Source organism: Gelidibacter mesophilus DSM 14095 (genome assembly GCF_000423005.1).
GTDB lineage: Bacteria > Bacteroidota > Bacteroidia > Flavobacteriales > Flavobacteriaceae > Gelidibacter > Gelidibacter mesophilus.
In genome coordinates this window covers 65,601-80,131 of sequence record NZ_AUHD01000005.1, presented here as the reverse complement: position 1 = coordinate 80,131, position 14,531 = coordinate 65,601, and the positions used below count along the sequence as shown (strand labels likewise).

11 protein-coding genes are annotated in these 14,531 nt (G+C 33.9%); all 11 read right to left on the bottom strand.

The features are described from left to right. Positions 1-167: 167 nt before the first annotated feature. Entirely contained in the window at positions 168-1,322 is a 1,155-nt protein-coding gene (locus tag G525_RS0105760) for a FecR family protein (protein ID WP_027125305.1), read from the bottom strand. Positions 1,323-1,499: 177 nt separating this feature from the next. Continuing rightward, on the bottom strand, positions 1,500-2,036 hold the full coding sequence (locus G525_RS20390) for an RNA polymerase sigma-70 factor (RefSeq protein WP_051209821.1): 537 nt from the start codon (positions 2,034-2,036) through the stop codon (positions 1,500-1,502). Positions 2,037-3,247: 1,211 nt separating this feature from the next. Next, entirely contained in the window at positions 3,248-3,562 is a 315-nt protein-coding gene (locus G525_RS21675) for a tyrosine-type recombinase/integrase (protein WP_027125304.1), read from the bottom strand. 462 nt (positions 3,563-4,024) lie between these two features. After that, the gene (locus G525_RS0105740) at positions 4,025-5,377 is read right to left on the bottom strand and encodes a metal-dependent hydrolase family protein (protein ID WP_035479139.1); all 1,353 of its coding nucleotides are present in this window, start codon (positions 5,375-5,377) and stop codon (positions 4,025-4,027) included. A 177-nt stretch (positions 5,378-5,554) separates the two neighbouring features. Further along, entirely contained in the window at positions 5,555-7,249 is a 1,695-nt protein-coding gene (locus G525_RS0105735; RefSeq protein ID WP_027125302.1) for a gamma-glutamyltransferase family protein, read from the bottom strand. A 157-nt stretch (positions 7,250-7,406) separates the two neighbouring features. Further along, positions 7,407-8,942: a glutamate racemase gene (locus G525_RS0105730; RefSeq protein WP_027125301.1), complete on the bottom strand. Its 1,536-nt coding sequence runs from the start codon at positions 8,940-8,942 to the stop codon at positions 7,407-7,409. Between the two features lie 17 nt (positions 8,943-8,959). After that, a complete protein-coding gene (locus G525_RS0105725) occupies positions 8,960-10,513 on the bottom strand; it encodes an N-acyl-D-amino-acid deacylase family protein (RefSeq protein WP_027125300.1) in 1,554 nt (517 codons plus the stop codon). After that, positions 10,503-11,672 (bottom strand): M14 family metallopeptidase, encoded by a 1,170-nt coding sequence (locus tag G525_RS0105720; RefSeq protein WP_027125299.1) that lies wholly within the window; start codon positions 11,670-11,672, stop codon positions 10,503-10,505. Before G525_RS0105720 ends, G525_RS0105725 begins: the two co-directional genes overlap by 11 nt. Before the next feature lie 414 nt (positions 11,673-12,086). Next, a complete protein-coding gene (locus G525_RS0105715) occupies positions 12,087-12,368 on the bottom strand; it encodes a hypothetical protein (protein WP_027125298.1) in 282 nt (93 codons plus the stop codon). Between the two features lie 42 nt (positions 12,369-12,410). Beyond that, positions 12,411-12,914, bottom strand: coding sequence for a hypothetical protein (locus G525_RS0105710; RefSeq protein WP_027125297.1), 504 nt, complete (start codon positions 12,912-12,914; stop codon positions 12,411-12,413). 10 nt (positions 12,915-12,924) lie between these two features. Beyond that, entirely contained in the window at positions 12,925-14,526 is a 1,602-nt protein-coding gene (locus G525_RS0105705) for a SusD/RagB family nutrient-binding outer membrane lipoprotein (RefSeq protein WP_084647713.1), read from the bottom strand. Between the last annotated feature and the right edge of the window lie 5 nt (positions 14,527-14,531).

The window sequence follows — 14,531 nt, the reverse complement described above, 5'->3', positions numbered from 1 at the left end:
TTTGATTTAAAGAGTTGAACATTTTTAGATCATTTTTTTTAAAATCGGAAAATGCTCTAACATTTTCCGGTTTTTTATTCTTTCATTCTATACCTACAAAAGATTAAAAAGATGATGTTTTATTTTGATTGTTTCTGTTAGTTTTAAAGAGACATGTTTTATAGTTTTTATGGGTTAATTATAATTTTATTAGATTCAAATTCATAGTTAAAGGATGCCGAGTAGCTCAGGCTTTGTATGACTTGATGAATGCTTTCCACATCAAAACGCGCAGTAAACCTCCTGTTTTCTAATGTCTTATCATTATTTATGAAGACAACGTTATATTGTCTTTCCAGTTTCTTAAGAATGTCATTAAAAGGTACCCCATTCAAGATTAACCGTCCATCCATCCAAGCTGTGTGTATTTCAGTATCAGCTTTATCAATTTTAATGACATGATTATTCGAGTTCCATTCAGCTTTAAAGCCTGAATTTAAAAGCGTAGCCGTGTCCTGATTATAAGTTTCGTTACTTCTATAGACAACTACAGAACCTTCAAGAAGCACAGTGGTAATCTTTGCATCTTCCAAATAGGAAGACATATTGAATTGGGTGCCTAGTACTCTAACATTAATTTCCTCAGCATTGACAATAAACGGATGCTTCTCATCTTTGGAAACTTCAAAAAATGCTTCGCCCTTTAAGAACACTTGTCTGTTGTGGCCTTCGATGAATTTAACAGGATATTTTAAAGAAGTTCCGGCGTTTAAATGTACTCTAGTACCATCAGATAGGAGCACCTCAAAGCGTTTGCCATAAGGCACGGTTAAGGTATTATAGACTAACGTTTCATTTGATACGGTAGCGCCATACACTAAGGTTTTTCCTTTTTGGTTACCTATTATATTCCCATCATTATCGATTAATTCAGACGCGCCGTCTTCATTTATAATTTTGGTACTACCATTTCCGAGTTCCAGCGTAATGAATTCGTTTGGTATATCGAGTGATGATGTATCACCTAAATAACCTTGCTGATATAAAAATCCAATACCCAAGAATAGTATAGCAACTGCAGCATATTTAATCCAAGACCTAATGGAGAATGGATTTTTTTGTTTCGTTTTGGATTGTTCTGTCTTTAGTAAAATAGTTTCCCATGCCTTATCTTTATCTATGGTCTCGTAGCTTCTAAGAGTATCAGAAATCTTAGAAAAATTAGTCTTAGATAGAAAAGGATGTTCTTTTTTAAATTCTTTTAATTGCAATTTTTCAGCAGGTGTCAAGACCTCCAGTTTTTTCTTGATAATCAGTCTCGCAATATGAAAAATAGTGTTCATTCTATTATTGTATTTATAAATAGAACAACTAAAAACTAAAAAGGTACTACTGAGAAGTGTTAAAAAAAATAAATTTGCTAAGAAGATAAATTATAACGGTCATCATTAAATGCCTTTATTCGATATTGCATCAATCCAAGAAGGACAGCCAAACCAGTACGGCTCGTTCATCGACATCTATAACTTCATTATTGGAGCTATTAAGAATGAAATAAGAACACTTAAATCTTGAAATTTCTGTCTTAGCAGTTTATAAGCTTGAGACTTTAAGGTTTTAACTGTTTGTAGTTTGATGTTAAGATTTTCAGCAACTTCTTTATTCTTAAGTCCTTTTAAGCTAAGTATTATGACCTGCCTCTTACGAGTTGGCAGTGTGTTAATGGCCTCATACAACTGTCTCGAAATATCTTCTTCAAGTACGTGCTGCATAAATAGATTGTCATCATTTAACTGCCCAAAAGAAGTTGTTGCATATTTATCTTTTACTTTATTATGCTTAATTATATTAAGACACTTATTTCTTGAGGTCTTATAAAGATATGATTTCAGTGAAATCTCATCTGGAAAGTTGTTTTCTTTTTGCCACAAATCCGCAAAAATATCTTGCACCACATCTTCACATTCATCGTGTGAAGACAAAAAACGGTTGGCATAGGCTACAAGAGACGCATAATATGTATCAAATATTGTTTTTAAATAACTTTCGGTGAACATTTTAAAACTGAAACAAATTTTTGTTGAACTGAACAACTTTTAGAAGCTCGTAAATTTATAAAATTATTATTAGTGTCCTATCCATATTAAAAAACAAGATGTTAAATTAATACCAGTTCAGTTAGATTAAGGATAAGCGACCAAGATAATTATAAAAACAAACCAATTACCAATTTTCCACCAGAATTAAAATGAAATGATTTTCAACTTAAAAGTAAATGAGAATATGAGACCAGTGATAGGATTAATGCCATAATAATTTGATAGACGAGTTATACAAATTTGACTTGCGTGTATATAGTATGACAATTAAAATCCATTCCAATGAAAAAATGCTTGTGATTGGCATAATCTAGTATCTTAATTTCTATCTCCTATATAAAATTGAGAATTAAAATGATTATGACATCAAAGAAACGCTGGCTTTAAAATAGTAAAATGTCGCACCCATGTTGTAACTGCTCAACAATTTATCATCCAACATTTCGTACATTTAAAAATGGATACATATCAAAATGAGTAATTATTGGAATATATCGGGTGTTCCTCATAAGGGATGGATTTTAGAAGAGGTTTATGACATCAGAGCTGAGGGACAATCTTCGGATGAAACCCAGTATGAAACGTGCATGATGTGAAATAACGAGCGCATACGATATGTACACGGTGTAAGCCACAGGGATTTTGGAGAGGAATTTAAAGTTGGATGTGTCTGTGCTGAGAAAATGACCAATGATTATGTAAATCCCAAAAAGCATGAAAAATAATTAAGAAATAAGTCCCACAGACGCATCAACTGGCTAAAAAAAGAATGGAAGATTAGCAAGAAAGGCATCTCATACTTAAAAATTACGGATCATTTAATTGTCATTTATCAAGACAGATACACTAAAAAGTTCAAAGTCAATATTGGCGACGTTTTAGGTACAAAACAATTTGAGGATATCGACCAAGCAAAGATGGCCGCATTCAATGGTATTGAGTGTACGAAAGAGAAAAACTAATGGTAATTCCTATTGCCATCTATGGACCATCGAAGCATCGATCCCACAGGCAATCAGCAAATATTTCCTGATGCACCATATTCACTAAACTATGATCAAGGTATTCTATTTTAACCTCATCAAATTAAAATGCTAACGCCGAATTAAATACCCTATTGTTAATTGCCCATCAAGAAAACAGAAACAACTAAAAATCTCACATCATCTCTAATCTGATTTTTCGTTCATTATTTTGTTCAGCTTCTTAAGGAGTTGATCCTTTGACATCTCAGCATATTTGTCCTTTTCAGCATCTGCATTTTTTTTTCTTAGCAGTTTCAGCTCGTGTTCTTTTTCAAGTTGCCTCGCTTTTTTGTCGAGCCTTCTTTGCACAGCGTCCATATTTGATTTTATCTTGTGATCCATGACACGAGCATAAATTTGAGTAGTCGTGATTTTTGAATGTCCCAATATTTTAGAAACGGTTTCGATTGGCATTCCGTTGCTCAATGCCACTGTTGTAGCAAACGTATGTCTTGCCATGTGAAAGTTGAGTTTTTTTCAATTTCAACGTCCTTGGTTATCGCTTTCAGATAGAGGTTGGCTTTCTCATATATTATTGATGTTAAAAGTTCACCCGTAAACTGTGTAACAGAATGCGTCTTTTATTTCGGAAAATTCTTTTCTGCACGATACAACAATAGAGTCCTGATTTTAGTATTTGTTTTTTGCCTAAACGTTGTTATCCATTTATGAACATTATTGCCAATCCAAAAATTTTATTGTGTCAAATCTATAATGCCCACATTAGGGATCCTCTTGTAAATAACAGTGATTGAACAGCTCGATCAGGATGTAAAACTTGAGTAATTGAAAATCTTAGACTAATATTTAATCTGAGATTAGTAAGACTTACGTAGTTTATGCGAACTGTCTGATTATTTGCAAAATTCAATTAACAGACTAAGTATCCATTTTAAAGCTTCTTGTATTTTTCAATAGAATCTATAGCGTGGTATCGAACTTCATATCATTTAGTGAGTTTTTATATACTTTGCCATCTTTCATAATCAGTAGAAAATTCTCTTCTGGATTATTTAGTAAATCAAATTCTTTCATAGGATTGCCGTTAATTATAATTAAATCAGCATAAGATCCTTCTGTTAACTCTCCTAAATTACCTTCTTGATATGGATTACGTGGCCCACTCAAACGCAACATTTCAGCATTTGTAGAAGTCACCATTTTAAGTGCTTCATATGGAGAAAACCATTTTTTTAATCCAATTAATCGAGATAGATCATTACGTCTATCAATTTTCTGTTTTCCGGTAAGATCGGTACCCCATGCTGTTTTTACTTTATATGTTTTCGCTATTTTATAAACTTCATCCGTATGCCCATAAACATAATCTCGTTTTTCTCTGCTTGGTGAGCCTATAAGATAATCATTCTGCTCTTCAATCATAAATGGCTGAATACTCAACCAAACTCCTTTTTCAGCCATAATTTTAGCAGTCTCTTCATCCATTAAATGTCCATGTTCAATTGTTTTGACACCAGCTTCAATTGCTATTTGTATAGCTCGTGGTGTGTAGGCATGAACGGCTACGTAAGTTCCAAAATTATCAGTTGCTAAAACTGCGGCTTTGAATTCTTCCAAAGAATATTGGGTAACATCAATAGGATCATAAGAAGAGCCAATTCCACCACCCGCCATAAGTTTTATTTGAGTTGCACCTTGCCTTAATTGTTCGCGTGTACGTTTTAATACTTGATCAGTTCCATCGGCTATTGCTGCGATCCCCTGTCTTTCTGAATAGGACAAATTATCTGAAGTTCGAGGTACCGCCGTTATATTATCAAAATCGCCATGACCACCAGATTGAGATATAAAAGCTCCACTTGGATAAATTCTCGGACCAGGTACTGTTCCTTTATCAATCTGTTTGGCTAAAGGTATAGCATTTCCGCCCATATTTCTTAAAGTGGTAAATCCATGTAATAGACGATGCTTTGCAGCTTGAGTAGAAATAATATTGGCCGTTCCCCAATCTACCGTCGCGGAACCCATTGGGATCCCTTCCATACCAATATGAGTGTGAGCATCAATCATTCCTGGCATTACAAACTTTCCCTCTCCATCGATAACCAAAACATCTTTAGAGGTGGAAGAGATATTACTCTTGGAAATTTTAGAAATCTTATTTCCTTCAATAAGAATATTTCCAATAATAGTTTGTTGGTTAATACCATCGAATATTTCTACATTTTTTATTAAGATGATTTGTGAATCTTTTTTTTGAGTGATAACACTAAATGTTATAAGGAAGAAGATGAAATATAAATTGTTTTTCATGATTGCAAATGATTTTATTATTAATTCGAATTGGCTATAAAATGAACAAATTCCTTTATGGGAATACTTCGTATCTTTTCAAGAACATAATAATTCATTCAATAAATTAGTTTGACTTTTATACTTCCTAAATTGTCCAATTATTGCGATAGAATATATTTGAACAGCTAAGTTAATTTAATAACCAGATACCCCTCCTTCATGGTTTGGATCGGCAGCACCTTTTAATATTCCATTATCATTTTCAATCACATAGATTCGCGCATATCCGCCTAAACCCACATGAAATCTATAACCTCTATTATATGCTTTACTTATAACTTCTCCCTTAAAACCTTTTCCAATATTAATTGAAGTGTCATAATTCGGGTAGATTCGAGGCATTCTAGCTGCTGTGGCAGGATCCATCCCATAGTCGAGAATGTAAATAATGCTTTGAACTATTGCTGGGTCAATTCGTCCTCCTCCAGGGGCTCCTAAAACCATTTTAACTGTATTGTTAGGATTTAAAATAATTGTTGGAGCAATAGTAGAATATCTAGTCCAATAATCGGATTTAGGTTTATCTAATACATCTACATTTTCGACACTTGAGAATTTCATACCTGAATTATTAAGGAAAAAACCTCGAACCCATACGGCATTTTTGCCAAAAACAGAACTAAGTGTATGTGTTAAATTAACAGCATTCCCGTCCTTGTCAATAACCGATAAAGATGTAGTTTCTCCATCATTTACGTTTTCCAATTTAGGCGTCTTGCTAAGGTCTTTCAATGTCTGAATAGAAATAGTATCCGGAATAGGTGTTTTAAAAACTTCTTTAGCTCGTCTAAAGGCAAACTCTTTAGAACTTAATACTGAGATGGGAGCATCCACCCAATTAGGGTCCGCAATAAATTGTCGATCTGCAATGCCTGCGCGCATAGCGGCAGCTAATACATGAAAAGTTGTGTCGGATTGTGTGGGGAGTCCCATTTCTTTCAAATTAAATGGTTCTAATAGATTTAAATCTGAAATAATTTCTAAACCTCCTTGTGGTGATGGTGCCGTCAAGATGGTCCAATTCTTATATGACGTCTTTAAAAATCCTCTATTTGTGCTTACCTTATAATCTCTAAAATCCTGTAAGGTAACTGGATTTCCTCCTTCATTCATGACGTCTATAATGTCCTGTGTTATCGGACCATTATAAAAAGCATCGGCGCCTTTTTCGGCAATTTCTCGTAAAGTTTCTGCAAGTTCTGGTTGCTTAAATATTTTTCCCACTGGGAATGGGTTATCATCTGGAAGGAAAAGTTTTGATCCTTCATATTTTTTTAGTCTCTCAGCACTGGAATCTATAAATTCAGCCAATGTTCGGTACATGGGAAAACCATCTTCAGCGAGATCGATTGCTGGTTGCATAACCTGTTTCCTTGAAAGGTTACCATGATTTTCCAAAGCATAAAGCAGTCCCGCAACTTCACCTGGAATCGCTATTTCCCAAAGAGGTTGATCGTCACCTTTATTCGGTAAATTGGTATAGGTTACCATACGTTTAGCGGAATAGAAGTCCAGATAAATCGTTTTTTTCTCTTTCTCTAACCATATTATCATGGCTCCACCACCACCTAAACCAGACATTTCAGGTTCTGTTACACTTACCGCAAATGCTGTGGCAACCGCAGCATCAACCGCATTTCCCCCAATTTTAAGAATATCGACTCCTATTTGACTTGCTAATTTATTAGCGGAAGTAACCATTCCGTTTTTTGCCTGTAAATCCTGACCGATATCTGGAGGTAGAGGAGATTGTAAGGTTGTAGTTCTATTCGGCCCACAGCTGAATAAAACTATAATGAATAAAATAACAAGGATTTTCTTACTAATCATATTCTTTGTTTTTGAGACTAAATTATTAAAATAACAATATTAAAGAGAACTTTAAAAACAGGGTAATACAACTACCAATCTACCACTTTTTTTAAGCGTGGTAATACTTAGAATTTTGCTATACACAGAATCATTCCCTAGTAAGATATTCATCGGACTATATTTTTTCATCTTCAGTCATTTTTTTAACTTTACTATTGCTCTTATTAAAAGTCTGTATCAACTGATAGACATAAGGAATCTGCTCCTGAACTCTGGCTAATTTATCATCAGAAATATTAGTCCTGCTAAATGGAACCATCTTGACATACTCTTGAATTTCCCCTTCCTTCCTACCGTATTTGTAATCATACGGAAAGTTGCCTTCAGCATCTATTACTATATTGTCATTATCGGCATTGGCAACACTAATATAAAATTCACTACTTTTAATATCTCCATCAGGATTGAATAGTTGCTCTTGCTTTAAGTAGTCATAAAGCTCTTTTGCCGTGTTAACTGCTGGATCAATCAATTCAACATTCGCTGCCATCAAAGCTCTATAAAAGTAGACACCATCTACCCCTTTATAATTATATAATTCTTTTAAGACACCTGAAATCTCATCCTTCAAATATGGATAATGGGTACATCCCAAAATAATAGATTTCAATTTATTATTGGTTTTTGACTTACGTATATTTTCCATCAACGTAACTAAGTGATAACGTACATAATTCTCGGCATCATTAATTTGAAGTATAGAGCAATCATCAGCTCTCTCTGAATCACATAACATTTTATTATCATCAAAATCAAAGTTGTAAATATCAAATAGTGTTTTATCAATTTTAACATCACCATTTAGACTCGGTCCTTTATAATTATCTTGAGGCCGCTTTAAATTTTTATTATAATAGTCAGTATCTTCATCTACTGCTTCTGCTATACCTATTCCTCCTTGAGAAAACACCTCAATATTGCCTTTGTAATTTAACTTATCTTTTAAATTTATGATACTATTACTGTAGCCTTTTGACGCCACAGTTCCAGCAGTAGCCAAAACCCCGATTATCGCATCCTCGTCTTTTTCAATCCTTTCTAAAGCACCTCTAACACCGGCGTCAATAACCCCAATGACTTTTATATAGGTATTTGACTTTCTAATAAACTCCTCTATATATTCTTTGCCATAAGCTGTGGCAGTATTACACGCAATAACTAATACCTTTACAGGCTCTTTATCATCAGTATAATTTTTATCGGTAGCATTGACATAATACTTATTACTCAGTAAAAATTGAGCATCTTTAATGATATGCTCCTTTAAAAGCTCCCCTTTGTTTTCCTTTGAGTAATTGCCATATGGCATATTAGCTTGATCTGCTAAATAAATAAAAGATTCCTTGTCAAAATCGACTATCCCATCACTGCCTTTTAAAAGGGTTGCATTTTGGTTTTCATCGTAATTGACAATAGCATTTAAAACCGTCAATCCTCCAATTCCTGAATCAAACACACCAATTGGAAGTCTCTTTTCTTTGACAGGATAGTTTTTGAAGTCTATGTGATAAAAATTATCTCTATCTGCGATAATAGTACTAACAATATTTGATTTTTCAACTTCAGATGAATGCTCTTTTTCAGAACTAGTTTTGCAACTTGCTAAAATAAGTAACACAAAGATTCCAATATACAGATTTAGTTTATTCATGTTTTTTTGAGTTTTATTTATTTCGTTAGCACTTTCCCGTTTAATTTGCCATTGTATTCTCTTTTATCAATTGTCAGTTTCCCGTTGATAATGCTATATTCCAACCCTTCTGCTAACTGAAATGCATTTTTATAATCAGCTTTATCCTTAAATGTTTTCGGGTTAAATATTATGATATCTGCATAATACCCTTCAACCAACCTGCCTCGTTTTTTTATCCTGATAGCATCCGCAGTCTTTGATGTACTTTGATTAATAAAAAAACCAATATCGATGACCTCATCTTGTACCACATACTTATGATATTTTCGAGGGAAGGTTCCATATTTTCGAGGATGTCCAGTATTTCCATCAGATCCTGTAAAAACCCAATCTCGTTTCATAAATGCATGGATATCATCTGAATTCATATTAAAAGAAGCCACACGCACATATCCCGTCTTCAACACATTGAAAACAGTTTCTTCTGGCGATATATTCAAAATCTCAGAAATTTCCAGTAGATTTTTGCCAACATAAGCAGTGTCTTCACATTTTACAATTAACAATTTATCCGCACCTCCTCTACGCTCAATATTGACTTTTGTTTCCTGTAATATTCTCGGTCTTAATCTGTTATTCTCAAATCTTATAAAGAGAGAGTCTGTACCGCCACTCTCACCCCATCGCGGAACCACAGCAGATTTTAAACCTGTGGCAGAGGCATCATAAGGATATTGATTTGCCGTAACCTCTATCCCCTCAAGTTGTGCACTTTCAATCCGATTTATTATCTCAGCACTTTGGTGCCAAACATCTACGCCCAAACATTTGATATGCGAAATGTGTATAGGCAATTTAGCTTGTCTGCCTATCTCTATTGCCTCCTCAATTGCTGGAATTAAACCAACTGTATATGAGCTTTCATCTCTAAGATGCGTATCATAGATGCCATTGTGCTCTGAAACTGTTTTTGCAATCTCAATAACTTCTTGGCTGTTTGAATAACTCCCTGGAGCGTAAAATAAACCTGTAGAAATTCCAAAAGCTCCAGCATTCATTTCCTGATGGGCCAATTCCCGCATCTGAAACATCTCATTATCGGTAGCTTTTCTATCACTTCTACCCATGACTTGCTCTCTTATTGTCCCATGCCCAAACAACAATACTGCATTGGTGCCTAGACCTTGCTTATCGTATAAATCTCTGTATTTGGAGGTAGGATAAAAACTATCTCCATCATTACCTACGACAACAGTAGTAATCCCTTGGAACAAAAAGGGTTGATTGTGGGAGGTTTCCTCATTGATTAAATCTCGATCAGCATGGGTATGAGGGTCTATAAAACCGGGTGACACAATTAAACCATCAGCATCAATCGTCATTTTTGCGTTTATCGAAATAGCATTAGCATCACCAATATAGATGATAAGATCATCTTTGATGGCAACACATTCAGTTGTAGGCTTTTGATCAACTCCATTATAAACGGTGCCATTTATAATTAAAATATCAGCTTCAATTTCTGGCTCTAAACAAGACAAACTGATGCACGATATAATAGCCAAAAGAAGAAACAAATTATATTTCATTGATTTTAATTTTTAAAATCATTGTTTCCATAAATTGTTGCGCATATAACCTTGCACGCTGTTTAATAATATCTCTATCAATTTCATCTCCCTCTTCATAGGTTACAGCTTCACAGCCATAAGTGTTATAAAAATAATTATAACAGTAAGGCAATTCTTGACTTCTAGGTCTTGCCTCTACTTTAAAAGAGGAATTCGTCTCAATGTTCTCAATCCATTTATCAATGATTCCTTTGCTTTTAACATTATTAATTGAATCAAGAACCAACAGATAAGGTCCAGAGTAAGATGTATGAAAATCGATAGCGAATTCAATGGAGTTTCCATTATTATATTTGTTCACTAAAAAAGTTTTCACCATCTGCGTCTCCGGCTGTTCAAACTCAACCCAATCTCGATTAAGGTCCACACCATTAGCGTTATGGCGCCAGTTTCCTAAATCAGCACCATCAGGATTTAATAAAGGAAAAGCATAAATATTATAGTGTTGTCTAAATCGATGCGCAATCTCGTTGGAAGCTACTAGTTCTTCATAAAATGCTTTAAAACCTATAGACCCTCCAGGAATTTCTGGTGGATGCTGTCTTGCAATTAGAACAATCGCTTTTTTCACCTCAGGAGTTTCATATTGCATAACATAATTGCTATGTTTTAAAACCGTTGTCCCAGCTATTGATTTTTTAATTTCTGGCTTATCATTTATAATACTATCAACCCATCTATAAGTATCTTGCGATGTTTCAATTTCTTGAGCAGAAACATATAATTTTTTAGAAGAGACATCTAACTTGAGAACCGTCTTATTGTTCACTGTGTCAAAACGTATATTATTTTTACTGATCTTTTTCCATACATGTTTATCGTAGCTCAACTTCGGTATATAGCGATGTTTATAAGCTCCATAATCTAGCAAAACTTCAATTGTTTGAGCTGTCTCTGAGGTCAAAGAAAAAGCATAGTAAGGACTATCATTAACAGGCTCAAAAGCCGGGTTTATTTTAAGCAGAAAGCTATTATTATCCAATGGAATAACACTATCTAATCTCGCCCCTTCAAATAATGCATCAAAAACAACATCTTTTTTAGATTTTGATTGATTACAAGAAGATATTACGAGTATTAAAATAGCAATAGAAACAATGTTTTTTAGTTTTAGCATTGAATTTGATATAAAGAATTATGGTTCAATATGTGTCGCTTTCTGTATAGATTATGAAACAGGCAAATTTCGAATTAACGATTCAGTTGACATCTATACTACTAATCAAATAAAAATGAGATTGTCTAAATAGCATAAATGTTTAAAAATTAATTTTTACAGATTCAGTACTACTTCAAAATATAGTTCTTAAACTACTTTAATCATCTATTCAAATGTATATCTCATTTCTTAAACAGATTCATTTTCAGCATTAAAAAGCTTAGCCACATCCATTAATCTGTTATTTGACTAGCCTAATACACAAGCATTAAGCCATATAATTCATCCCTCGAGATGTCTTCCTAAAACGCTTGAAGAAAATTCCATAATTGTTTTGTATAGAGAGATCTTTTAGCCTTGTTAAATAAATCCTTAATAATTCATCACTATCATTTCTATATGGAAATCTTGTGAACCGTCAGGATAGCACAAAAGATCTTCTAAAGCAGATAACCCATCAATATGTTCGTCAGAAACCCCTAACCGGCTACCCCTCCTGTCATCCATAGTAATAAATTTATTATTAAGACCAATTTCTTCATCAATACAAACACCAAAAGAAATGAAATTGACAACTCCTGAATTTGCAACATTGATGAAAGCTCCACATTTATTCTTGCTTCCGTTATAAATTAAGCTCCGTCCTCTAAACAAAAGGCCTTTTTTAAAAAGAATTTATTGCTCTAGTTTGGCAGGTTAGAAAAAGGTGATATCAAACTCTATGGCATCGTTCAATGCAGTTGCTTTTAAACGCACAGTTGTATCCCCTCCTAAGTTGATATTTTCATCATTAAACTTTGGAGTTTCACCGGAAAATGTTCCTGTCGGCGTGGTCACAAGAGCGACAAACTTAAATTTTGTATTCAACTTTATATCGGCATTTGTCATCCCTAAAGCACTTGTAATGTCACTAATTGGAATGTTCATAGTTGCTGGAAAAGAATTTATGACCAAAAAATCTATGACCACTTTATCTTTATAAAATAAATTGAGAGAATAGTTTGTTGCATTTTTATTTGGATCAATTAATCTCTCAGATATAACAGCGTTATCAACATTTGCTATATTTACTTTTAAAGTTGGTGTTTCTTCAAATTGAATATAACCGCCTCTCATTGCAATATCTTCTAACAAGTTGGCGTCATCAGAACAACCAAAAAGAACCAGAAAACAAACTGAAATTTTTAATAATTTTTTCATAACTTTTCGTTTATTTTATAAAACCATCCGGATTTTTATCCCAAAAAATCTTTGCGGTTATTGATTTTTGACTTATTGACAGATTTGTCGAAACCTCATCGTTCGGATAAGGGAAACTTCTAGGGAAAGTAGGGTTATCATTATCAATGGGTGTTTGAATATTTGAAGGATATCCTGTTCTTCTGTATGCATTATAAGCTTCAATCGAGTTCCCAAAAGTGGCTAAATAATACTCAGTAATAATAACGTCTAGTCTTTCTTCTTCCGTATTTGCAGCCCTGTAATCATTTAACACTTCTAACACATAATCATCTACGTCTGCCGCAGTTGCAGCATAAGTAGATGTTATGTTACCAAAATTCATCACTTTACTCATCGATGCCCTAATACCTTGTTCGAGCAATGTTTCTGGATCTCCATTGGTACCCAGCATCAGCGCAGCTTCGGCAGCTAAAAATTTTACATTGTAAGATGTTAGAATTGGTAAAAAGCCTGCCCCTCCTAAGTTGTTGGTATGTGGAGAACCAACAAATTGGTTTTGATCAAATGCGCCGCCTCCAGGAAAAACCCCATATACTGTCCTTAATAAATTATCTCCTCTTCCCGTCCTTGCCTCTCCATGATCTAATCCCCAATATTGATCGCCCAAATAACAATAATCTACTGTAGGGTCTCCTTGACATGCTAAATATGGAGGACCACTAAAGGGGTCAATATCAGATTGACGATAAAAATAATAACGTATCCTAGGATCTCTCATACTTTTTGAATCCTTCAGCATATACATAAAATAATTACCCATATATTGAGCAAAACCGTTGATATATCCTCTTCTAAAATAAGGATGCCTGCTTTCAGGTTCTTGAACAGAAGCATAAGAATATACAAAATCGTCGGAGGATGAATCAATAATGTCTTTTGCCAATAATGTATTTATTTGACCTTGTAAATCAGAAATTCCTAAATCGCTACTAGCCAATCTTGTTTGAATCAACAATCTTAACTTAAAAGAATTGGCAAATGCTTTCCATTTATCTTTATTGCTATTGTAAAACAAATCTGAAGAAACACTAAAAGTGGCCAATTCTATATCTGCAATAGCCTCATCAATATCTGAAAGAACCATTTTATAAAGTTCAACACTATTATCTGTATTAGGATTTGGAAAATCAGTAGGATTCGCACCTTCAGAATATGGGATATCCCCTACATAATCAACCAATGTCACGGTAAGATAACCAGTCAGCAATTTACTAATTGCGTTGTGGAAAAGTAAATTTGAATCTGACTCGGCTAAATCTTCCAAAGTGTTAGAAATAGTTAAAGCTTCATAATATCTTTTCCACTCCCCATTTAAAACATTTACACCTGCGACATCTGAATATACATCTGTCATAGCCTCATAGCGCATAATATCATCAGTGTTTATAACCATATCACCCATAATATCCTGAAAGAGATACTGAACCTCGTTAAGTAGAAATTCTGGATCGGCACTACTAGGGTTTAGTAGGTTTGGATTTTCTTGAAGATCAAAATTACTAACTTCACAAGTCAATAGGCAAAGTGATGTAACTAATGTAAAGCCAAAGTATCTAAATATTGTTTTCATTTATT

Bases quoted from the DNA above. Each gene is read 5' to 3' on its own strand.
- G525_RS0105760 (WP_027125305.1), bottom strand. From the start codon at position 1,322: ATGAACACTATTTTTCATATTGCGAGACTGATTATCAAGAAAAAACTG.
- G525_RS0105730 (WP_027125301.1), bottom strand. From the start codon at position 8,942: ATGAATAAACTAAATCTGTATATTGGAATCTTTGTGTTACTTATTTTA.
- G525_RS0105740 (WP_035479139.1), bottom strand. From the start codon at position 5,377: ATGAAAAACAATTTATATTTCATCTTCTTCCTTATAACATTTAGTGTT.
- G525_RS0105725 (WP_027125300.1), bottom strand. From the start codon at position 10,513: ATGAAATATAATTTGTTTCTTCTTTTGGCTATTATATCGTGCATCAGT.
- G525_RS0105735 (WP_027125302.1), bottom strand. From the start codon at position 7,249: ATGATTAGTAAGAAAATCCTTGTTATTTTATTCATTATAGTTTTATTC.
- G525_RS20390 (WP_051209821.1), bottom strand. From the start codon at position 2,036: ATGTTCACCGAAAGTTATTTAAAAACAATATTTGATACATATTATGCG.
- G525_RS0105710 (WP_027125297.1), bottom strand. From the start codon at position 12,914: ATGAAAAAATTATTAAAAATTTCAGTTTGTTTTCTGGTTCTTTTTGGT.
- G525_RS0105705 (WP_084647713.1), bottom strand. From the start codon at position 14,526: ATGAAAACAATATTTAGATACTTTGGCTTTACATTAGTTACATCACTT.
- G525_RS0105720 (WP_027125299.1), bottom strand. From the start codon at position 11,672: ATGCTAAAACTAAAAAACATTGTTTCTATTGCTATTTTAATACTCGTA.
- G525_RS21675 (WP_027125304.1), bottom strand. From the start codon at position 3,562: ATGGCAAGACATACGTTTGCTACAACAGTGGCATTGAGCAACGGAATG.